Genomic DNA, 22,261 nt, shown 5'->3' with positions numbered 1-22,261 from the left:
GCATATGTACCCCGCGACCCAGCGCAGGAGCCAGCGTGGCTACAGCCTGATCGAGGTCAGCGTGGTGGTGGGCGTGCTTGGCGTACTGACCTTTGCGGTCACCTCGGGACTGGAGAACATCCAGCGCTTCGCTGAGCAACGCGCGGCCATTGCCAACGCCGAGTCGGCCCGCAACGCGGTGCGCGCATTTGCCCTGAACAACAAACGCCTGCCCTGCCCGGCCGGCAGCGGTGCCTACCGCGAAGCTCCACCACCGTGTACGCAGGGCAACGGCTGGTTTCCATACGAGACGCTGGGCATGGCGCCACCGCCGGAACGCAAGCGGATGAAGTACGGCGTCTACATCAGCAGCGTCGCCAATCTCACTGCGCCTGCGCGCGCCGCCAGCGACGGATTGGATCCGGAACGCAGCGGCGGCTTGATGGTCGCACTTGCAGCCGCTGCGGCGGCCCCGGCGCAGACCAGCATTGCTTACTACGTGCAATCAACCTCACAGGGCAGCAGCGTCAGCTGCACCGGCGCGACAAGCGTGAACCCCGCATTCGTGGTCATCGCCCCGGCGACCGACCTGGCCGGCAACAACACTTACTTCGAAGCGCCCCACGGCGCCTTCGGGAGCAGCAGCAACTGCGTCGCATCGCCCGCACATCGCGCCGACGCGGGCATGGACGACGTTGTTGTTGCCGAGAGCACAGCAGAACTTCTGGGCTGGATCTCCAACGCCACCCGCTAGATCCCGCCGCACTACGAAACGAACCATCTATCCAGGGCCGCTTTCATGAACTCCAGACTCACCCCGCGCCATCGCTCTCTCACCAGGTTGCTGACTGTCAGCACCGGCAGTCTGCTGCTGGCCGCTTGTACCAACATGCCGCCGCGCAGCACCCAGGATATGCCGCCGACCGAGTACAAGGCGCTGGAGCGCACCGGCAGCGCGATCAACGAGGAATCGGCCAAGCTCGCTGCGCGCCAGGACAAGCTGTTCGAGGAAGTGGAGCATCGCGCGCCGGCACCTGCTGCGGCTGCGCCCATCGCGCCGGCCTACGACCCGCTGGAGAACAGCGTGGTCAGCCTGAGCATGTATGACGCCGATGTTGGCCAGCTGCTGTGGGCGCTGGCTGACGAGTTGAAGATGAACCTCATCGTCGACCCCAAGGTGCTGCAGCAGAAGCAGCGCGCCAGCCTGCACCTGCGCAATGTGTCCGCGCGTGAGGTTTACCGGCACATCCTGGATGCGTTCGACCTCAATGGTCAGGTCCGTGGCGGTTCGCTGGTGGTGTCGCAGATGAGCGAGCGGATCTTCAACGTCGACATGCTCAACTCGGTCACGATGATGGACCTGGCCTCCGGCGGCGATGTGTTCGGCGCTGGCATGCAGGCCGGTGGTGGCGGTGGTGGTCAATCGCTGAAGGGTGACCTGAGCATTTCCGGCAGCATGGGCAAGGAGAGCGACCCCTACAAACAGCTGGATGCGGCACTGAAGGTGATACTGGCCGAGGACAAGGCCGAGACCGCCGCAGCACGCGATCCGAATGGCCCGCCGGCGCCGGAATCGGCACGCTACAGCCTGGATCCGGGCACCGGTACGCTGTACGTGCGCGCGCGTCCCTCGCAGGTCCGCGCCATCGAAGATCTGCTGGAGCACAGCCAGAAAAAGATGCGTCGGCAGGTGCTGGTTGAAGCACAGATCCTCGACGTGTCGCTCAACGACAACTCCAATTACGGCGTCGATTGGAACCTGCTGCGCAACCGCGTTGCCGGCATCTACGGCGACGCCCCGGCCACGATCATGCCGGTGGCCGACAGCGTCCTGCCCTACAGCACCATGAACCGGCTTGGCGAGCAGGGCCGTACCATCGTGTTCCCGAACCAGACGCTGGGCTCGGTTGCCGGCCGTGCACTTGGCCTGAGTTACATGAGCGACACCTTCTCCGCTGCGGTCAATGTGCTGCGCGGCTTTGGCAACGTCAAAGTGCTGTCCAACCCCAGCGTGCGCGTGCGCAACGGCAGTCCCGCCTACCTGAGCGTGGGCACCAATATCCGCTACGTCACCAAGTCCACCACCAACTTCTCTGGCGGTTCGGGCACCGGGTCGGGCTTCACCTCTTCGGACATCCAGACCGACTCGCTGTTCTCCGGCGTGGTCATTGGTGTGGCGCCGATGGTGCACGAGAACGGCACGGTGGAACTGCTGGTGCATCCGATGCAGACCGAAGTGCAACCAGGCAGTTTGAAGCTGCAGGAGTTCCCCAATGGCAATGCGGTGACCCTGCCGCAGATCAATGTCAAAGGCATCACCACCACGCTCAATCTGCGTGACGGCGATACCGTGCTGCTGGGCGGCCTGATCGACCAGAACTCGTCGATGGACGACCGCGGCATTCCCGGCGCCTCCGACGTGCCGGTGTTCGGCCGTCTGTTCGGTTCACGCGCCAAGACCCACAACACCCGCGAACTGGTGGTCGTGCTGCGGGTGAAAGTGCTGTGAGCCTGATCCATGACGCCCTGAGCGGCGGCGAGTCCTCACCTGCCGCCGACCGGCAGACAGCGCAGACCGCAGCGTGGCAGCAGCTGCCACGCCACGGCAGGTGGCTGCTGTTGGGCGTCGTATTGGCCGGCCCCGCCGGCTACCTGCTGGCCCGTGGTGGCGGCAATGAGCAAGCGCCGATCGCGGCGGCAACGCCTATCCAGGCGCCAGCGTCATTGCCAGGCCCCGCAGCAATGCCGCCTGCGATCAACACATCGCCCGGCGCACGCCCGGGCGCCGACCCAGCCACACAACGCCCTGTGCAGACGGCTGGCGTCAGGACGCTGCCACCGATCGTGTTGGCAACGCGCGTCGCCCCTGCCGCGCCGATCGCGGCCGCTGCCGCAACCTCGGCGAACATCGCTGCCGCGGCTCCCGGCGCTGTCACCAGCACAGCACCCAGCGTCCGCGAAGCAACATCAGCGGTGACGATCACCGTCAGCCAGGCACCGGCAAAGTCCGCATCTGCGACATCGGCGCCGACCAGCGGCGACGAACCAGATCCGATGCAGGTCAAGACCGCGATGTCACGCCTGCAGGCGGCCGTTGCCAGCGGTGACAATGCGGTGCGCGACACCAGCTTGAGCGAGCTGCAGGCATTGCTTCCAGCTGACAGCCTAACCTTGCTGCGTGCGCGCGCCTGGGCTGCACATGGCAACGGCGACATCGAAGACGCTGAGCGCTATTACCGGGCGATCCTGCAGCGGGTTCCTGATGATGAGTACGCAGGCGTCAATCTGGCCTTGATCGATGCCCGTCGCGGAGACCTCAACCAGGCCAGGGATCGGCTGGCCAAGTTGGCCGCACGCAACACCGGCTCGCAGATGGTCAGCCGCGCCCAGGCCGAGTTGGAGACGGCTCGGCAATGAACCCTGCCCTGGCCCGACATCTGCAGACGCTTGGCCTGGAACGCTCACCGTTTCCACCCACGCCCGATGCTGCTTCCTATTACGCCACGCCAATGCTGGAAGGCGAGTTGGTCGAGGCCACCCATGCGCTGCGGACGCGCGCCGGTTTTGTGCTGCTGACCGGTGAAGTCGGCACTGGCAAAAGCACGTTCCTGCGCCGTCTGCTGGGCCAACTGGAAACCGACGGCATCGTGGTTTCGCTGGTATTCAATACTTTCCTGCAGGGCGATGACCTGCTCGCTGCGATCCTGCGTGATTTCGGCTTGACCCCCAAGGGCAACGCCGCCAACGACATCGAAATCCTCAACCGGTTCCTGATCAGCCGCTGGCAGGACCGCACCACCTGCGTATTGATCATCGATGATGCACAGAACCTGACGCTGGCCAGCCTCGAGCTGGTACGGCTGCTGACCAGCCTGGAGACCGGCCAGGAAAAGCTGCTGCAGATCGTGCTGTCCGGGCAACCGGAGCTGCGCGACAACCTGGACCAGCCACAGATCCGCCAGCTGACCAGCCGCATCTGCAAGCACGTGCGGCTGGATGCGCTGGATCTGCAGCAGACCCGTGCCTATGTTGATTTTCGCCTTGCTGCGGCCGGTGCCGCCAGCTCCATCAAGGTGCAACCCGCTGCAGCCGCCGCGCTGCACCGTTGCAGCAAGGGCAATCCGCGCCGCATCCATCTGATCATGGATCGCTGCCTGTATGGCCTGTATGCGCAACCGCAGGGGCAACGGCAGATCGATACCCGGCTGATCCGCAGCGCGGCCGCACAGTCGGGCGTGCGCCCAGCGCGCCGTCACGTCCCCCGCAATGGTCTGGCGATTGCCGCCAGCGTGCTGCTCGCCACGGGCCTTGGCCTGGTGGGCCTGCTGATCGGCAGCAACGAATCCCGCGCCGACAGCAACAGCACCAGCGTCGTCAACGCTGCGCCACTGGAAACCTCCGCCGAACGCACGCCAAGCCACGAGTCCTGGGCCGATTGTCTGCATCGCACCGCCACCCCACAGCAACGCCGGGATCCTGTCTCCGCGCGTACTGCGCTGGCCGTGCACGACTCCGCTGATCTGTGCAGCCAGCAGCATGGCGGCGGCTGGGAGATCGCCTGGAGCCCGCCGCAGGGCGTCCACAACTTCCAGGACCCAGCCACCGTGGACAACGCGCTGCGTGGGCTGCAGATACAGCTCACTGCCCTGGGCCATTACGACGGCGCCATCGATGGCCAGTTCGGCCGTTTGACCCAACGCGCCTTGGCCCGCTTCCAGCACGAGCTCGGGGTGCCTGCCAGCGGCCAGATCGATCCGCTGACGCTGCGCCTGCTCGAAGACCGCACGGGCCACCCCACCTCTCTTTCCAGACCTACGGATTCCGCATCCCATGACAACGGCTGACTCCCGCATTCCCCCAGCTTCGGCCAACAACACCCAGGGGTTGGTCAGCCTCGAGCAGGCCAAGCTCGGTGTCGTGCTCAACGAGCGCGGCCTGCTTGATCCCATCCAGCTGCTGTACGCACGGCAGAAGAATCTGGTCGAGCAGACCAGCTTCGGCCGGCTGCTGATACGCCATGGTCTGGCGAACGAATCGGATATTGTCCGCACCCAGGCCGAGCTGGAGAACATGGAGTACGCGCAGGTCGATACCCTGCCCGTGCCGGACGCGCAGGTACTGGCCATCTTCAACCGCGAGCTGTGCCAGCTGCGCCAGTTCCTGCCGTTGCGCCGCAGCGGCGACCAGCTCGAAGTGCTGCTCGGCGACGCTGACCCGGCGGCGGTGCAGCAGCTGGTGCTGCAGCGCTGCGGCCTGCGCTGCCGCTTCTTCCAGGGCGAATACGGCAAGGTTGCGCGGCTGATCCGGCAGACCTATTACTTCGCCCAGAACCCGATCGAGAGCCTGCTTGAGAAAGAGATCCGGCGCCTGGCGGTGGACAACGACCACGCTTACAGCCCGGAGAAACTGCTCGATTACCTGTTGCATCTGGCCATCCGCGAGCGCACCACCGACATCCACATCGCACCTTCCGAGCACAGCCTGCATGTGCTGTTCCGCATCGACGGCGTGCTTCGCCCGATGTGGGCCATGCCCAACTCGCTCAGCCGCCTGCTCGGCTACATCAAGCTGGCAGCGGAGATGGACATCTCCGAACAACGCCGGCCGCAGGACGGCAGCTTCCGCGCCACCGTACTGGATTCGCCCATTACCGTGCGTGTGTCGACCCTGATCACCGACTCTGGCGAACGCACCGTGATGCGTCTGCTGCCCGAGCACAGCGATCTGGCCGGGCTGGAGGAAATGGGCTTCTTCCCCGAAGACGTGGCCGCCCTGGAGCGCCTGTTCTCGCGCCCGGCCGGGCTGATCCTGATCACCGGCCCCACCGGCTCGGGCAAGAGCTCATCGCTGCATGCCGCGCTGCGCATGCAGTCGCTGATCGAGCGCAACGTGCTGACCGTCGAAGACCCGATCGAGTACCGCGTGCCCGGCGCCGGCCAGACCGAAGTCAACCGCCGCGCCGGCTACGAGTTCGGCTCCGCGCTGCGCCACTTCCTGCGCCACGATCCGGATGTGATCCTGCTCGGCGAAATGCGCGATGCGGAAACCGCACAGGCGGCGTTGGAAGCAGCGGCCACCGGCCATCTGGTGTTGTCCACCCTGCACGTGACCAGCGTGTTCGGCGTGGTGCCGCGCCTGCGTCCGCTTGGTCTGGAAGCACAGGTCATCGCCGACAATCTGCTGGCAGTGGTCAACCAGCGTCTGGTCCGGCAGAACTGCATGTTCTGCAGCACGGATGTCCCGTTCACCGAAGCCGAACTGGCCTGGATGAACCTGCCGCCCGGCACCTGCGGACGCCGTGGTCAAGGCTGCGACCGCTGCCGTGGCAGCGGCTACTACGGGCGCCTGCCGGTGTACGACATCATGATGGTGGACGAACCGCTGGCCAATGGCATTTCCGACGACGCCAGCCGCGAAACCGTGCGCAACCTGGCGATGAACGCCGGCTTCCGGGGCATCGAGCAGATTTCGCAACGGCGGGTGATTGCCGGCCAGACCACCAGCGAGGAAATCCTGCGCGTGGTCGGCGTGGGTCCCTCGCCATGAACGTCTACTACTACCGCCTGTTGTTGAACAGCGGCCGCGTCCGCAGCGGGGTCACCCAGCTGTCGGTCGAGCGCGATGCCTCCGCACGGATGTGGCTGGAAAAGAACTTCGATGCCGTGGTGCTCACCCTGTACCGGCTCCCGGGTTGGTTGGCCGAGACCCAGCGTTCGCTCTCGCACCTGTTCAAGCCGACCATCAAACCGGTGGAACTGGCCGGCATGCTGCGCGACCTGGCAGTGATGACCAGCGCCGGCATTCCCGTCATGGAGGCACTGCGCGCGGTCGCCAACGAAGTGGGCAGTGGGCCAACCTCCAACCCGGCTAAGCTGGCAAGGCGCCTGCTCGAGGAACTGGATGCGGGTGCCACCTTCAGCGAGGCGTTTGCGCGTTACCCGGATGCATTCCCGGAGACCGTACGCAACCTGGTGATGATCGGCGATGAAACCGGCTCGATGGACCGCATGCTCAAGGAAGCGGCCGATCATGTCGAACGCATCTCCAAGATGACTGCCGACACCCGCCAGGCATTGATCTACCCGGCCTTCGTTTTCTCGGCGATCTTCGCCGCGGGTGGCTTCTGGATCTATTACGTGATCCCGAACCTGTCCGATCTTTTCAAGCAGATGAATGCCAAGCTGCCACCGCTCACCATCGCGGTGATGAAAGGGTCGGAGTGGTTGATTGGCCATTTCACCTGGATCGTTGCCGGCATGGTGTTGGCCGCATTCGCACTGTGGGTCACCTGGCGCCATTCGCGTCCATTCCGGCGTGCGGCGCACTACACGCTGCACAAGCTGCCCATCGCCAAGACCATCATGTATTCGTCTGGTTTGGCTTTCTTCACCGAGTACATGGCGCTGCTGATCCGCGCCGGCGTGGACATGGTGAGCAGCCTGCAGGTGATGGAACGGGCGATGCAGGACGAGTATTACCGCGACCGCATCATCGCCATCCGCCAGGTACTGGAACGCGGCGACCGCGTCTCGGCGGCAATGCGTCAGGTTGGCGGTTTCCCTTCGATGATGGTGCGCATGATCGGCGTTGGTGAGGACACCGGCACCTTGGACTCGCAGTTTTCGCGGCTCTCGGAGGAATACAGCCTGCGGCTGCAGCGCTTGATCACCAATCTGTCGGAAATCATCAAGCCGGTGGTCGTGCTGTTTGCCGGCGGCATGTTCGTGTTTCTGATCGTGGCGCTGCTGTTGCCGGTCTATGACCTCGTGCAGCAGGCGATCACCGCGCCTCACATGTAATCAAGGACTCCCGATGATTCGTTTCAATCCACGCAACGCGCGCGGCTTCACCTTGATGGAGATGGCCGTGGTGCTGGTAATCATCGCCGTGCTCATCGGCGGGGTCAGCGTTGGCCGTGATGTCTATCGCAGCGCGGTGGCCGAACGTATCGGCAGCCAGTTCATCCAGGGCTGGATGTTGGCCTACGACCAGTACGTCGCCCAGGTCGGCGGGGTACCGGCGGACGATATCGCCAACCCCACCGGCAAGGTCAACAAGGGCAGCTCGGCGCTGTGCCGGGACAACCTGCGCGACGAAATGCTGCGCTATGGCATCACCTTGCCCGAGGGCCGCGCCGAAGGACTGGAGTCACGCTACGTCTACCAGGACGCGGCAGGCTTGCCGCGCGAACTGGAGGTGTGCTTCCAGGCCGTACCCGACTGGGCCGAGCCCACCACCGGCAACGCCTACCTGCCACGCCCGCGCAATGTGATGCGCCTGACCGGGCTCACCCCGGAGCTTGCGCGGCAACTGGATGTGCGCATCGACGGCAATATCAACGCCCGCTTCGGCCGGGTGCGCGAAGTCGGCTCGCACAACCTGACGTCGGCGGTGTCGGCGCCACCGCCGGAGTTCCCGTGGAGCAGGAACGAAAAAGACAGCCGCACACACGCCAATGACACCGGCCAGGTACTCGCCGTCGATGCCTACCTCAAGCTGAATCGCTGACCGGGCTGAATCGCCATGACCTTACACGCCAACCTGCGCGCGTTGCGCGCTCCCTCGCCGGTACGACAACGCGGCATGACCTTGCTGCAGGTCGCACTTATGCTGCTGCTGTTGGGCGCGTTGATCGCATCCGGCTTCCAGGTGCTGCAGTCGCGTACGGCCAGCCGGCAGTCCGAGCAGCAAGCGCAGGCGCTGAGCTGGGCCGACCAGGCCATCACCGCCTTCGCTGCCGCCAACTCGCGTCTGCCGTGCCCGGCCAGCACGCCGGAGGGCAAGGAAGACTGTGCCTCCGGCAACAGCAAGGGTTACCTGCCGGTAGCCACGCTGGACACGTTCTTCGACGCCAACAGCAGTTCGATCATCGGTTCCTCCGGCGGCGGCAGACTCCCCAGTCCCGTGCTGTACGCGGTGAACCGGCCTGCAGCAGCACCGGCAGCGGCGCCTTACGCGGCCAGCGCAGGCACCTCCATTGATCTGGCGCTTGCCTCCGCGCGCTACAGCCCCCCCGCCTACAACGGCGAAGACAACGTCTACGAGGCACGCGACGACTTCGAAGTGCCTGCCAGCACGCCGGGTGCACCCGCTACCGCATTCGAGTACGACGCCATCAATGGGCTCGACTTCTGCGCATCGCTGGGCCAGGCCGCGGTCGCCGGCAGCAGCGGCCTGTCGACCACCGTGGCCGGCAGCAGCCGCGTCATTGCTTACGGCGTCGCCGTCGCCGGGCCTGACGCGGGCAGCAACGGTCGTTTCGACGATGCCAACCTCAGCAACGCATTGACCCTGGCCGACCCGGCAAAAGAAAACGCCGCCGACTACGATGACCGCGTACGCGTGCGCACCTTCGAATCACTCGCGCAGTTGGTGGGCTGCAGCCTGCTGACCTCGCGTCTGGCGAGCAATGGCCGCGTCGCCTTCGCCGACAACGTGCCGGTTTCGTCGCTTGATCTGCTGGCCGATGCAGCGGGCATCGACGACTCGGTCAAGGACACCCAGGAGAGCACCGTCGGCAACGCCGAGGACGCGGTTGCCGGCGGCCAGCAGGCGGTCGCCTTCGGCACCATCGGCGTGGTGATGGCCGGCGTCGACGTAGCCGCTGCCGGCCTGGATCTGGCCGAGGCCATCGTACTGTTGGCCCAGAACGTGGTGCGCTGTGCGGTATCACTGGGCATCGAATGCTGGCGCGTCCCCCTCTCAACCGCAGCGCTGGTCAAGCAATCGGTGGCGCTTGGCTTGAACATCGCAGCGTTGGCACAGAACATCGCTGCCCTGGGCCAGAACAGCGCGGCCCTGTCCGAGGCCGACGTCGTGCTGCGTCTGGCCAACTCCGCTGTCGAAGCCAACGCCACCAGCCTCGCCGAAGCCATCCAGCGCGCGCGCGACTCGGCCTATGGGGTCTGCAAGGACCACCGTGACCCGCTGACCGGCGCGGTCAGCAGCGTCTGTGATCCGAAGGGCCTGAAGCAGACCTCCGAAGAGGCCGAAGCGGAAGCCAAGGCTGCGGAAACAAAACGCGATGCCTACTACAACCAGTACATGCTGCACTGGGAAGACCGCAACCTGCAGTACCGCATCCAGGGCTGGGGTGGCATGTCCACCACTGAGCGGAACCGCCAGCTGAATCTGCTCCGCTACCAGTTGCAGACAGCACGTGACTACATGGATGCCCTCATCGCTTTTGACGTACTGAAAGCAGACCAGAAGAACTACGCCGAGCGCCTGAAGCAGTTTCAATCGCTGATCGATCAATACGACGACAGCGACGCGGACCGTGCTAAAGCCTTGGCCGAGTGCAACAAGAAAGGCGCAGAGGCAGACAGAATCAGCTGCCGCGCGGCATTGGAGCAGATTGCCGCCTCCAAAAGCTGCGAGAAGGAACCGTCGGAGATCGAAAGAATCGTCTGCGAAAGCTCCGCCAGCAACGTTGTCTATGTCAAAACCTGCGTGCGCGATGGCGTGCTGGAGCAGTTCGCCCCGACCGTCAACGCCGATGGCACCTCCGCGTCCACCGCCGGCCCTTACTGCATCCCGGCGCTGAAGGATGCCATTGTCTACAACAACGGCAAGATGGCCGAACACCAGGTCATCGTGGACCGCTTGTATGACAATGCTGCCAGCTCCGGCGCCACCAAGGAGTTCAGCAATGTCTGGATCGAGCCGGTGAAGGACGCCGATGGCAATGTGGTAACCGCCGGTTACTGGGTCACGTCAGCGCCTTACGCCAGCCGCTATCCGCCCGGCAATCAATGGCCGTTCTGCTCGGCGGAGATGATCCAGCAGAAGCAGTGCAACTCACTGACCGCTTTGTTCCCGTACTGGAAAAATGGCAATTACCTGCCGTTGATACGCAGGCAGGGCTCCGGCTTCTGGCTGTCGTATGGCGATGCCTACCGTGAACACAAGACCCGCGCACAGGTTGCGGCAAAGTCACGCGCCAATGCCGATACCACGGCCAGCCAGTTCGCCGCTGCCGTGGCCGGTTACCAGCAGTTGCTGAAAGTCGCGTTCAACAACTCCAATTCGGCGGGCACCGAGCTGTGGCTTGGCCCCAATCAGACAGTGAAGGCAGCAGATGACCGTGGTGCAGTGGGACCTGATCGCAACGCAGCTGTGCAATCGGCGGTGTCGCCATGATTGAGCGCAGCCGTCTGCGTCCAGCGCCCGGCTGGACCCTGTTGGAAATGGCAGTGGTGCTGGTGATTGCCGCGCTGTTGGCGGTGGTGGTGCTGCCGCTGTTGCCGCTGGGCGCGAAAATGGGCGCGCAGGAACTGGCAGAGCAACGCCTGTCGCAGGCACAGGATGCACTGGTGGGTTACTCACTCAGCCATTTCCGCCTGCCCTATGCCGATCAGGATGGTGATGGCCGGGAAGATATCGGCGCGCTGGCCGGGCGCCTGCCCGGCTCAACCCTGGGCCTGGCCGACAACGCGCCGATGGGCTATGCGGTAAAGGGCGAACTGGCGGCTGCGGCCGACCCCATGCTGTACAACCCGGATCTGCCCGTCGTGGCCGGCGTGGCCACCACGCCGTTGGCAAACGGTCTGGACTTCTGCGTGCGTCTGGCCGGCACCTTGAACAACAACGGCTTGCACGTAGGCGGCACGGTCGCCTCGGCCTTCGCGTTGAGCCACCGTCTAGCCGATGGCGGTGGCCAAGCAGTCCCGATCAGCATTTCCAGCGCCTATAACGGCCCTGCTGCCGGCGATGCCAGCCTGCTCACCAATGGGCTTGGCATGGGCGAGCTGTATGCGCGCATGGGCTGTATCGAGCGCCTGCCGCGCGCCTATGCGGCCGCGCAATCGGCGCAGACCGCACAAAGTGAGTACCTGCTGGCCGACCTGCACAAGACCACCCGCGACTTCTATCAGGAGATTGCCGACCTGGACCGCGACAATGCGCAGATCGCGGTCGATTTTGCTGCATTCGACCTGGCCCTTGGGCTGATTCAGGTGGCGATGTCCGCAGTGATGGCGGTTCCGGATCTGGTTCCGCCCGAAGACGCGTTCAAGGTTGCCGTCGCCATTGCGCAAGGCATCATCGCTGCGGCGCAGATCGGCACCACCGTCTACGCGCTGGTGCAGGCTGCGGCGCAAGCCAAGGAAGATGCCGGCACCGGCTACCAGGCCGCGCTCAACAGCAAAGCCGCCGCCGCCGCGCAGCTTGCAAGAATCACCGAGCTGCGCAACGCCGCCGCACTGAAGGCGCGTCAACTCGATGCAACCGGGCTGAACCCATGAGCGCACTCTCACCCGCAGCCAACACCGCACGCCGGCAGCGTGGCTTTTCGTTGCTGGAACTGGCCTTGGTGCTGGTCATACTGGGCGTCATCGGCGTCATCCTGGTGCGCTGGTACGGCAACGTGCAGCAACAGAAACAGCAGACCCATACACGCAGCCTGGTACAACGCGCGGACGATGCGGTGCTCGGTTTTGCCGCCACCCACCAACGGCTTCCGTGCCCGGCCAGTGACGAACAGGGCATGGAGGACTGCGCAGCGCCAGCTACCGGGCGTTTGCCGTGGAAGTCGCTGGGCCTGCCCGACGCACGCGCCGGGCAACTGGCCTATGGTGTGCTGCGTTATGCCAACGCGGCAGCACCGCAGCTGGACGCCGACCTGGCCAGCCTGCAGGACCGCAACCGGCCACTGCAGATGCTGACCGGCGATGTAGCCACCACCGTGGCATTGGGCAACGTCAATGGCCTGGATCTCTGCCACGGCCTGCGCGTGGCGATGCGGCTGCCGCTGAATACCAATCACCTGCACAGCGTGGAAGACGTCGCTGGCGCCCCGCGCGGCCGCAACGTGGCCTACGCCATTGCCACCCGCCAGCCCGGCAGCAGCTCCAGCATCATCAGTGGCAAACCCAATGGGTTTCATTCGCTACGGCGCAGCAACGATGCCGATTATCTGAACCAGATACGCATCACCGGCACCGATCAGCTGTGGGCGCGCCTGCAGTGTTCAGAGCCGGTAGCGTCGGTGACTTACAGCCACTTCAACGTGGCCGCAGCGGCCAAGATGGATGCCAAGTCCATGCTCGACCTGCAGGAACAGCTGCGCATCCTGGAGAAACTGGCCAAGGTGAACGCTGATTTCGCCACCGCCTCGGTGCTTGAAGGCACTGCCGGTGCAACCGGGGCCAGCGCCGGCATCGCCGGTGCCCTGGCCGATCTGGCCAAGGCGGCGGCCAACCCGGAGCTGAAGTCGCCGGAGATATTTACCGGCAACACCAAGCTGGCGCTGTCCATAGCAGCAACCGTGGCGGCTGCGACCGTGGCGATCAAGGCCGGCATTCTCAAGAGTTCCACCGACAAGGCACTCAAGCGGTCCCAGGATCTGTACAAACGCATCCAGGAACCGGAAACCGGCTTGACCCACCTTTCCAGCGAGCTTTCCCAGGATCTGTATGTACGCGCCGTGCAGGCCGACGGTCGCGGCATGCAGCCTTGATCAACGATAGCGGCGATCACGGCTGCATGCCCTCTGCCCGCAGCAAGCTGCGATCATGCCGCCGGCAGAAACAACAATGGCGACCCTCGGGCCGCCATCGTTGTTTCTGTCGCGTTGCGAACCGCTTCAGCCCATCACGCGGCCGCCAGGCTTGCCGCCGCGAGCGGGCTTGTCGCCCGGCCACCAATCTGCTCCAACAGCTGCCGCGTCTCCGTGCCCGGGTCCAGGCCCAGCTCGCTGCGCAGCAGCGACTCGAAGCGCTGGTAGACCTTCAGCGCCGCCGTGCGCATGCCGCCGCCGGCATGGGCGCGCATCACCCGTCGCGCATGCGCTTCATTCCACGGATCGCGCTGGCTCAGTGCGCGCGCCAGCTGTATCGCCGGCTCCCAGCGCGAGGTTTCCAGCATCTCATCGCAGCAGCGCTCGGCCGCGCCCATCAGCTGGGCCTCCAGCATCTGCCTTGTGGCTTCCAGCCAGGATTGGAAATTGGAGTCGGCAATGTCCTCCATGCCGTCCATGAATATCCGTTGCTCGGCCAGCAGGTAGACCGACTGGCAGGGCGCCAGATGCAGCAGGTCGATATCGAACATGGGCTCACTGCCGCGCATCAGGCCCACCGCCGAGCGCTCGATGCGCAGAATATCGGCGCCCAGTGCCATGCAGCAGAAGCGATTGAGGTTGCTCAGCACCTGCCGCAGGTTGGTCAGCGCACTGGTCTCACCCAGGGTCGGCCACAGCAGTGCCGCCAGCGCCGCCCGCGAATGCATGCGATTGGACTCCATCGCCAGATAGCCCAGCAGGGCCCAGCCCTTGCGATAGATCAGCGGCGCGGGCAAGCCATCGATCTGGCCCATCAGCTGCACCAGGCCAGTAATCGGTGCGCCACTGTGCCCGCCACACCGGTTGGTGCCCGCGCAGGCGGCATCCTGCTCTACTAATTGCGTCATGGTTTCCCCCGGCTGGGCCGGCAGAAAGAGGCCCTTACTTGTTAAACCGGCAAAAGCGGCGCAATCCAATCATCGGCGTGGGAAAAACTTTCACCCGCTTCACTCAAGTGCCTATTAATGGTTCAAATCCGCGCAATCCGCACACTGCGCGCAGGCGTCAGTGGAGGTTTCAGCCGCAACCATGCCCCTACGGCGGGGTTTACGCGGTGGTTCAAGACAATCACACCTGCAAGCGTTGACAGCGCGTGGCGGCGGTGGTTATCTCGACTAATGCTGCAACGCCACAACACCACCGCCAACTTGTCTTCGACCCCGGCTCGCGCCGCGGCGTCGCTGCTTGTACTCGTACTTATTACCGAACCTACAGGGGCGGGGCGAGCTGGCGCGTAGCAGAAAATGCCAGATTCGAACAAAGACCCCGCACCGGCCCCGGCGCGGGGTTTTTCGTTTCCAGCTTCTATTTCATCTGAAACCATGTATTCGACCCCAGACACCTTGAACAAACACACCGCCAACGCTGCCACTTGCAGCGCTGCGACCTGCATGGTGTCTGCCCTGCCCGCCCCGGCCGCTGCGTCCTGACGCAACGGCCGTTTCTTTTTCTGCATGTCTCTCTTCATCGCAAGGAAACCAAGCACCATGAGCACCAACGAACTGCCCCAGATCAAAATCGCCGTCGTCGGTTACGGCAGCCAGGGCCGCGCCCATGCCATGAACCTGCGTGAATCCGGCTTCGACGTGATCGTCGGCCTGCGCGCTGGTGGCCCCACCGAGGTCAAGGCCCAGGCCGATGGCTTCACCGTCAAGACCCCGGCCGAAGCGGTCAAGGACGCCGACCTGGTCGCCGTACTGACCCCGGACATGGTGCAGAAGAAGCTGTACAACGAGGTGCTGGCACCGAACATGAAGCAGGGTGCCTGCCTGTTGTTCGCGCACGGCCTGAACGTGCATTTCGGCATGATCGAACCGCGCGCCGACCTGGACGTGGTGCTGGTCGCGCCGAAGGGCCCGGGCGCGCTGGTCCGCCGCGAATATGAAATCGGCCGCGGCGTGCCGTGCATCTACGCGGTCTACCAGGACAAGAGCGGCAATGCCGAGCAGTACGCCCTGGCTTATGCCGCTGGCCTGGGCGGCGCACGCGCCAACATCATCAAGACCACCTTCAAGGAAGAAACCGAAACCGATCTGTTCGGCGAGCAGGCCGTGCTGTGCGGCGGCGCTTCCTCGCTGGTGCAGGCCGGCTTTGAAACGCTGGTGGAAGCCGGCTACCAGCCGGAAATCGCCTACTACGAAGTGCTGCACGAACTGAAGCTGATCGTGGACCTGTTCTACGAAGGCGGCATCACCCGCATGCTGGAATTCATCTCCGAGACCGCGCAGTACGGCGACTTCGTCAGCGGCCCGCGCGTCATCGATGCATCGGTGAAGGCACGCATGAAGGACGTGCTGACCGACATCCAGAACGGCACCTTCACCAAGAACTGGGAAGCCGAGTACGACGCCGGCCTGCCGAACTACAAGAAGTTCCAGCAGGCCGACATGGAGCACCCGATCGAAAAGGTTGGCAAGGAACTGCGCGCCAAGATGGTTTGGCTGCAAGGTCAGACTGCGTAATCCGCGGTCCCCCACCCGCAACTGGCAAAGGTCGCTGCATGAACACTTCCACCCCCGGTGCGCCCCGTAACGGCGCACGCTGGCTGACGCAGGCCCTGGAAGCCGAAGGCGTGCAAACGCTGTTCGGTTACCCGGGCGGCACCATCATGCCGTTCTATGACGCATTGGTGGACTCCAGCCTCAAGCACATCCTGGTACGTCACGAGCAGGGCGCGGCGCTGGCCGCCAACGGGTACGCCCGCGCCAGCGGCAAGGTAGGCGTATGCGTGGCCACTTCCGGCCCGGGTGCGTCCAACCTGGTCACCGGCATCGCCGATGCCATGCTCGACTCGGTACCGATGGTGTGCCTGACCGGCCAGGTCGGTACCCCGTTGCTGGGTACCGATGCCTTCCAGGAACTGGATGTGTTCGGCATGACCTTGCCGATCGTCAAGCACAGCTGGCTGGTGCGCAGCGTCGATGACCTGCCCCACGTGGTTGCCGAAGCCTTCCGTGTCGCCCGCGAAGGGCGGCCCGGTCCGGTGCTGATCGACCTGCCCAAGGATGTGCAGTTGGCCAATGCCGCACATCTGCCCGATCACGTGCCGGCCTCGGTCGATCCGATTCCGGCACCGGCGGCCGCGGCGTTGGCCGAGGCTCTGGCAGCCATCGCCCAGGCCGAGAAGCCGGTGATCTATGGCGGCGGCGGTATCGCTCTGGCCGATGCGGTAGGCGAGTTCCGCCAGTTCGTCGAAGCCACCGGCATCCCCACCGTGCTGACCCTGCGCGGGCTGGGTGCCCTGCCCGCCAACCATCCGCAATACCTGGGCATGCTGGGCATGCACGGCACCCGCGCCGCCAACATGGCGGTGCAGGAGTCGGACCTGCTGATCGTGGTCGGCGCACGTTTTGATGACCGTGCCACCGGCAAGCTGACCGAGTTCGCGCCGTTTGCCCGCGTCATCCACCTGGATGCGGATATCTATGAAATCTCCAAGCTGCGTGGTGCCGACATCTCGTTGCCGGGCAATGTGCGCGACGGCCTGCAGGCATTGATCGGCGAGCGAGCCAACTGCAATGCCTGGCGCGCCCGCTGCGCGGCCAACCGCGAAAAGTTCACCGCCCGCTATGACGCTCCCGGCGAGCAGATCTACGCGCCGCGCCTGCTGAAGCGGCTGAGCGAAGTGGCACCGCCCGACACCGTCATCGCCTGCGATGTCGGCCAGCACCAGATGTGGGTGGCGCAGCATTGCCGCTTCAACCACCCGCGCAACCACCTCACTTCTGGTGCGTTGGGCACGATGGGCTTCGGCCTGCCGGCGGCGATGGGCGCGCAGTTCGCCTGCCCCGACCGCACCGTGGTGCTGGTTTCCGGCGATGGCAGCTTCATGATGAACGTGCAGGAGCTGGTGACCATCGCCCGCTGCAAGCTGCCGATCAAGATCGTGCTGCTGGACAACTCCTCGCTGGGCATGGTGCGCCAGTGGCAGGAGCTGTTCCACGCAGAGCGTTACAGCGAGATCGATCTGTCCGACAACCCGGACTTCGTCGCCCTGGCCCAGGTGTTCGGCATCAAGGCCAAGCGCATCGTCGACCGCGCCGAGGTCGAGGACGGCCTGGCCGAACTGTTCGACGCGCCCGGCCCGATGCTGCTGCACGTGGCCATCGACGCACGCGCCAACGTCTGGCCGCTGGTGCCACCCAACAACGCCAACAGCACCATGCTGGACAGCAACCCGGCCCATGCCAAGGCAACGCAGGAGAGTTCCAATGCAATACCGGCTTGACCTGGTGCTGAAGCCTGCCGAAGGCGCGCTGGTGCGCGTGCTCGGCATGGTCGAGCGTCGCGGTTTTTCCGCCAGCAACATCGCCGGCACCCGCAAGGCCGACGATGCCGGCCGCTGGCACGTGCAGATCGACATCGATGGCACGCGCCCACTGGAAACGCTGTGCCATCAATTGCAGAAAATCTATGACTGCGATTCGGTGCGCGTGGTACCGGTAGCAGGTGCCAGCGTATGAACAGCGATGTAAGTGGCGTACCGGTAGTACGCCGCCGCAAGCAACGGAGGGGTCTTCTTCAACGCGGGCAACCGACAGGGCGCTCGCAGGTTTGCGGTGACGGCCACGTACATGCCTGATCGTGGCCGCCCCGTCGCAGTTGCAACACCCGCTGACGTCCTGAACGTCAGCGTTGCCGACGTGTTGGCCGCGCAGGCCCGCCTGCGCCGTTTCCTGCCGCCTACCCCGCTGCATTACGCCGAGCGTTTCGGCACCTGGCTGAAGTTGGAAAACCTGCAGCGCACCGGTTCCTACAAGGTGCGTGGCGCCCTGAACGCGTTGTTGGCCGCGCTGGAGCGTGGTGACGAGCGCCCGGTGATCTGCGCCTCGGCCGGCAACCATGCACAGGGCGTGGCCTGGGCTTCGCATCGGCTGGGCGTGCAGGCCATCACGGTGATGCCGCACGGCGCACCGGCCACCAAGATTGCCGGCGTGCAGCATTGGGGCGCCACCGTGCGCCAGCACGGCAACAGCTATGACGAAGCCTTTGCCTTCGCCCGCGAACTGGCCGAGCAGAACGGCTACCGCTTCCTGTCCGCCTTCGACGATCCCGATGTGATCGCCGGCCAGGGCACGCTGGGCATCGAACTGGCACCGCATGCACCGGACGTGGTGATCGTGCCGATCGGTGGCGGCGGCCTGGCCTCCGGCGTCGCCTTGGCGTTGAAGTCGCAGGGCGTGCGCATCATCGGCGCGCAGGTTGAAGGCGTCGACTCGATGGCGCGTGCGATCAAGGGCGACGTGCGCGAGATCGACCCGGTGCCGACGCTGGCCGATGGCGTCAAGGTGAAAATCCCCGGCTTCATCACCCGCCGCCTGTGCGCCAGCCTGCTGGACGATGTGGTCATCGTGCGTGAGGCCGAACTGCGCGAAACCCTGGTGCGGCTGGCACTGGAAGAACACGTCATCGCCGAAGGTGCCGGCGCACTGGCATTGGCTGCCGGTCGCCGTGTTTCCGGCAAGCGTAAATGCGCAGTGGTGTCCGGCGGCAACATCGATGCCACGGTATTGTCGACCTTGTTGTCTGAAGTCCGCCCCAGCCCGCCACGCAAACCTCGACGGCGTAACGCCGAACGACTTAGAAGCCGTGTCGTTGCATCGACACAGCGCAATACCAAATCCGAATCCCCCCAAATTTCCGTTACCGCCGCAGTCGAGGAGACCCTCTGGTGAATACTCCAACCAACAACACCCCGCGAATTACCATCTTCGACACGACCCTGCGTGACGGTGAGCAATCACCCGGCTGCAGCATGACCCCACCGCAGAAGCTGGTGATGGCAAGGGCGCTGGCGGAACTGGGCGTGGACGTGATCGAAACCGGTTTCCCCGCAAGTTCGCAGTCCGACCGCGAAGCGATGGCCTTGATCGGCCGCGAGGTACGCCAGCCGGTCCTGGCAGTGCTGTCGCGCTGCCTGGCCGGCGATATCGAAACCTCGGTCAAGGCACTGGAAGCCGCTGCGCGCCCGCGCCTGCATCTGTTCCTGTCCACCAGTCCGCTGCACCGCGAGCACAAGCTGCGCATCAGCAAGGAGCAGGTGCTGGAATCGGTGCACAAGCATGTGAGCATGGCGCGTGGCTATCTGGATGACATCGAGTTCTCCGCCGAAGACGCCACCCGCACCGAACTGGACTTCCTGACCGAAGTCACCCAGGTGGCCATTGCCGCCGGCGCACGCACCATCAACCTGCCCGATACCGTCGGCTTCACCACGCCGGAAGAAATCCGCGCCATGTTCCAGCACGTGATCGGCAATGCCGCCGGTGCCGACAAGGTGATCTTCAGCACCCACTGCCACAACGACCTGGGCTTGGCCGTGGCCAACTCGCTGGCCGCCATCGAAGGCGGCGCACGCCAGGTGGAAGGCTCGATCAATGGCATCGGCGAGCGCGCCGGCAACTGCGCGCTGGAAGAAGTCGCGATGGTGCTGAAGGTGCGCAATGCCTTCTACAACTTCGACACCGGCTTCGACACCCAGCGCATCGTGCCAACCTCGCAGCTGCTGTCGCGCTTGGTCGGCATGCCGGTCCAGCGCAACAAGGCCATCGTCGGTGCCAATGCCTTCGCGCATGAGTCGGGCATCCACCAGCACGGCATGCTGCGCAACCGCAACACCTACGAAATCATGCGTCCGGAAGACGTGGGTTGGGAATCCTCGCAGATGGTGCTGGGCCGCCACAGCGGTCGCGCAGCGGTCGAAGCACGCCTGCGTGCGCTGGGCTTCTGGCTGGAAGAAGAAGAACTGAAGCTGATCTTCGAACAGTTCAAGGCGCTGTGCGAGCAGCAGCGCGTGGTCACCGACGCCGACCTGCAGACCCTGATGCAGGGCACCTCCAGCAGCGACGGCTACCGCCTGGCCTCGATGACCATCAGCGATGTTGGCAGCCGCGCCAACGCACTGGTTGAGCTGTCCGATCCGGAAGGCAACCGCGTGGCCGAAACCGCGCAGGGCGATGGCCCGGTCGATGCATTGTTCTCGGCGCTGTCGGCGGCCACCGGCATCCAGCTGAGCCTGGACAGCTACCACGTGCACAGTGTCGGCATCGGCGCCGATGCACGTGGCGAAGCCAACCTGAGCGTGCGCCACGAAGGCGAGATCCTCGAAGGCACCGGCACCAGCCGCGACATCATCGAGGCCAGCGCGCTGGCCTGGCTGGATGTCACCAACCGCCTGCTGCGCCAGCGTGAAGGCAGCAAGACCGAGGAAGCCGTCAGCGCCTGAGCGCGACGGCAGAACATAGGCAACGGAACGTACTGATGAGCTCCGCACCCAAAACCCTGTATGACAAGCTGTGGGACGCGCACGTCGTGGTCCCCGAGTCCGACAACGCACCGGCCGTGCTGTATGTCGACCTGCACTTGATCCACGAAGTGACCTCGCCGCAGGCCTTCACCGAACTGCGTGCGCGTGGCCTGAAGCCGCGCCGCACCGACCGCACCAAGGCGACGATGGACCACTCCACGCCGACCTTGCCGGCCGGCCCCGATGGCAAGCTGCCCTATGCCAGCAAGGCCTCCGAAGCGCAGGTCGAAACCCTGGCCCGGAACTGCGCCGAATACGGCATCGAGCTGTTCGACATGGCCTCGGCCAGCCGCGGCATCGTCCACGTCATCGCACCGGAGCAGGGCTTCACCCAGCCGGGCATGACCATCGTCTGTGGTGACAGCCACACTTCCACCCACGGTGCCTTCGGCTCGCTGGCCTTCGGTATCGGCACCAGCGAAGTCGGCCACGTACTGGCCACGCAGTGCCTGCTGCAGCGCAAAGCCAAAACGATGGCGATCACTGTGGACGGCAAGCTGGCCCCGGGTGTCGGCGCCAAGGACGTGGTGCTGCACATCATCGGCGTGATCGGCGTCAACGGCGGCACCGGCCATGTGCTGGAGTTCCGTGGCTCGGCGATCCGTGCGATGGACATGGAACAGCGCATGACCCTGTGCAACATGTCGATCGAAGCCGGTGCCCGCGCCGGCATGGTCGCACCGGACCAGGTCACCTTCGACTGGGTCGCCAAGACCCCGCGCGGCCCCAAGGGCGCCGACTTCGACAAGGCCGTTGCGTACTGGTCCTCGTTGGCCAGCGACGACGGCGCACGCTTCGATGTCGAAGTGAATATCGATGCCGCCGACATCCGCCCGACCCTGACCTGGGGCACGCACCCGGGCACCGCGATTGCGGTTGACGCGCCGATCCCGGCCGCCAACGATGCCGCCGCGCAGAAAGGCCTGGACTACATGAAGCTCGAAGCCGGCCACGCCCTGATCGGTACGCCGGTGGACGTGGTGTTCGTCGGTTCCTGCACCAATGGCCGCCTCAGCGACATGCGCGAAGTGGCGCAGGTGCTGCGCGGTCGCCGCGTTGCCGATGGCGTGCGCATGCTGGTGGTGCCGGGTTCGGAGATCGTCAAGCGCGATGCCGAGGCCGAAGGCATCCACGACATCGTGCGTGCCGCCGGTGCCGAATGGCGCGAGCCTGGCTGCTCGATGTGCATCGCCATGAATGGCGATCTGGTTGCCCCCGGCCAGCTGGCCGTGAGCACCAGCAACCGCAATTTCGAAGGCCGCCAGGGCCCGGGCTCGCGCACCTTGCTGGCCTCGCCGATGAGCGCAGCCTGGGCTGCGGTCAATGGCCGCGTTGCCGATACCCGCGATCTGTTTGCCAAGGAGGTGGCGTGATGGCCGTTGCACAAGCCCACCCTCATCCGGCGCTGCGCGCCACCT

The 22,261-nt window shown here is 65.0% G+C and carries 18 protein-coding genes; 16 read left to right on the top strand and 2 right to left on the bottom strand.

Features of this window, described 5'->3' with window-relative positions:
- The first annotated feature begins 4 nt into the window (after positions 1–4).
- The 10 genes from ACVOKO_RS06645 to ACVOKO_RS06600 are packed head-to-tail and all read left to right on the top strand — an operon-like array spanning position 5 to position 13,438.
- Entirely contained in the window at positions 5–733 is a 729-nt protein-coding gene (locus tag ACVOKO_RS06645) for a type II secretion system protein (protein WP_346498153.1), read from the top strand.
- Between the two features lie 45 nt (positions 734–778).
- Positions 779–2,488: a pilus (MSHA type) biogenesis protein MshL gene (gene mshL / locus ACVOKO_RS06640; RefSeq protein WP_346498152.1), complete on the top strand. Its 1,710-nt coding sequence runs from the start codon at positions 779–781 to the stop codon at positions 2,486–2,488.
- Positions 2,485–3,396: a tetratricopeptide repeat protein gene (locus tag ACVOKO_RS06635; protein WP_346498151.1), complete on the top strand. Its 912-nt coding sequence runs from the start codon at positions 2,485–2,487 to the stop codon at positions 3,394–3,396. The genes mshL and ACVOKO_RS06635 overlap by 4 nt, the downstream gene beginning before the upstream one ends.
- Complete coding sequence (locus ACVOKO_RS06630; RefSeq protein ID WP_346498150.1) at positions 3,393–4,823, top strand: AAA family ATPase; 1,431 nt, start codon at positions 3,393–3,395, stop codon at positions 4,821–4,823. The genes ACVOKO_RS06635 and ACVOKO_RS06630 overlap by 4 nt, the downstream gene beginning before the upstream one ends.
- Entirely contained in the window at positions 4,810–6,525 is a 1,716-nt protein-coding gene (locus ACVOKO_RS06625) for a GspE/PulE family protein (RefSeq protein ID WP_346498149.1), read from the top strand. Before ACVOKO_RS06630 ends, ACVOKO_RS06625 begins: the two co-directional genes overlap by 14 nt.
- Positions 6,522–7,778, top strand: a complete 1,257-nt coding sequence (locus ACVOKO_RS06620; protein WP_346498148.1) for a type II secretion system F family protein — start codon at positions 6,522–6,524, stop codon at positions 7,776–7,778. The genes ACVOKO_RS06625 and ACVOKO_RS06620 overlap by 4 nt, the downstream gene beginning before the upstream one ends.
- A 13-nt stretch (positions 7,779–7,791) precedes the next feature.
- Entirely contained in the window at positions 7,792–8,487 is a 696-nt protein-coding gene (locus ACVOKO_RS06615; protein ID WP_346498147.1) for a type II secretion system protein, read from the top strand.
- 15 nt (positions 8,488–8,502) lie between these two features.
- The gene (locus ACVOKO_RS06610) at positions 8,503–11,121 is read left to right on the top strand and encodes a hypothetical protein (RefSeq protein WP_346498146.1); all 2,619 of its coding nucleotides are present in this window, start codon (positions 8,503–8,505) and stop codon (positions 11,119–11,121) included.
- Positions 11,118–12,224 (top strand): hypothetical protein, encoded by a 1,107-nt coding sequence (locus ACVOKO_RS06605; RefSeq protein ID WP_346498145.1) that lies wholly within the window; start codon positions 11,118–11,120, stop codon positions 12,222–12,224. The genes ACVOKO_RS06610 and ACVOKO_RS06605 overlap by 4 nt, the downstream gene beginning before the upstream one ends.
- Entirely contained in the window at positions 12,221–13,438 is a 1,218-nt protein-coding gene (locus tag ACVOKO_RS06600; protein WP_346498144.1) for a type II secretion system protein, read from the top strand. The genes ACVOKO_RS06605 and ACVOKO_RS06600 overlap by 4 nt, the downstream gene beginning before the upstream one ends.
- Positions 13,439–13,572: 134 nt before the next feature.
- On the opposite strand, the gene ACVOKO_RS06595 is transcribed toward ACVOKO_RS06600, so the two are convergent.
- Complete coding sequence (locus ACVOKO_RS06595; protein WP_346498143.1) at positions 13,573–14,385, bottom strand: AfsR/SARP family transcriptional regulator; 813 nt, start codon at positions 14,383–14,385, stop codon at positions 13,573–13,575.
- A 122-nt stretch (positions 14,386–14,507) separates the two neighbouring features.
- Entirely contained in the window at positions 14,508–14,993 is a 486-nt protein-coding gene (locus tag ACVOKO_RS06590) for a hypothetical protein (RefSeq protein ID WP_346498142.1), read from the bottom strand.
- A gap of 31 nt (positions 14,994–15,024) precedes the next feature.
- On the opposite strand from ACVOKO_RS06590, the gene ilvC reads away from it, so the two are divergent.
- From ilvC to leuC, 6 genes are all read left to right on the top strand, one after another.
- Positions 15,025–15,999 (top strand): ketol-acid reductoisomerase, encoded by a 975-nt coding sequence (gene ilvC, locus ACVOKO_RS06585; RefSeq protein WP_346498141.1) that lies wholly within the window; start codon positions 15,025–15,027, stop codon positions 15,997–15,999.
- Between the two features lie 38 nt (positions 16,000–16,037).
- Positions 16,038–17,765: an acetolactate synthase 2 catalytic subunit gene (gene ilvG, locus ACVOKO_RS06580; protein WP_346498140.1), complete on the top strand. Its 1,728-nt coding sequence runs from the start codon at positions 16,038–16,040 to the stop codon at positions 17,763–17,765.
- On the top strand, positions 17,749–18,000 hold the full coding sequence (locus ACVOKO_RS06575) for an ACT domain-containing protein (protein ID WP_346498139.1): 252 nt from the start codon (positions 17,749–17,751) through the stop codon (positions 17,998–18,000). Before ilvG ends, ACVOKO_RS06575 begins: the two co-directional genes overlap by 17 nt.
- A gap of 111 nt (positions 18,001–18,111) precedes the next feature.
- Complete coding sequence (locus ACVOKO_RS06570; protein ID WP_346498138.1) at positions 18,112–19,212, top strand: threonine dehydratase; 1,101 nt, start codon at positions 18,112–18,114, stop codon at positions 19,210–19,212.
- A complete protein-coding gene (locus tag ACVOKO_RS06565) occupies positions 19,209–20,762 on the top strand; it encodes a 2-isopropylmalate synthase (protein WP_430980725.1) in 1,554 nt (517 codons plus the stop codon). Before ACVOKO_RS06570 ends, ACVOKO_RS06565 begins: the two co-directional genes overlap by 4 nt.
- A gap of 35 nt (positions 20,763–20,797) precedes the next feature.
- On the top strand, positions 20,798–22,216 hold the full coding sequence (gene leuC / locus ACVOKO_RS06560; RefSeq protein ID WP_346498137.1) for a 3-isopropylmalate dehydratase large subunit: 1,419 nt from the start codon (positions 20,798–20,800) through the stop codon (positions 22,214–22,216).
- Positions 22,217–22,261 lie beyond the last annotated feature (45 nt).

It is taken from the genome of Stenotrophomonas sp. STEN240, from assembly GCF_056756175.1.
This window is presented reverse-complemented; position numbering and strand designations above follow the sequence as displayed.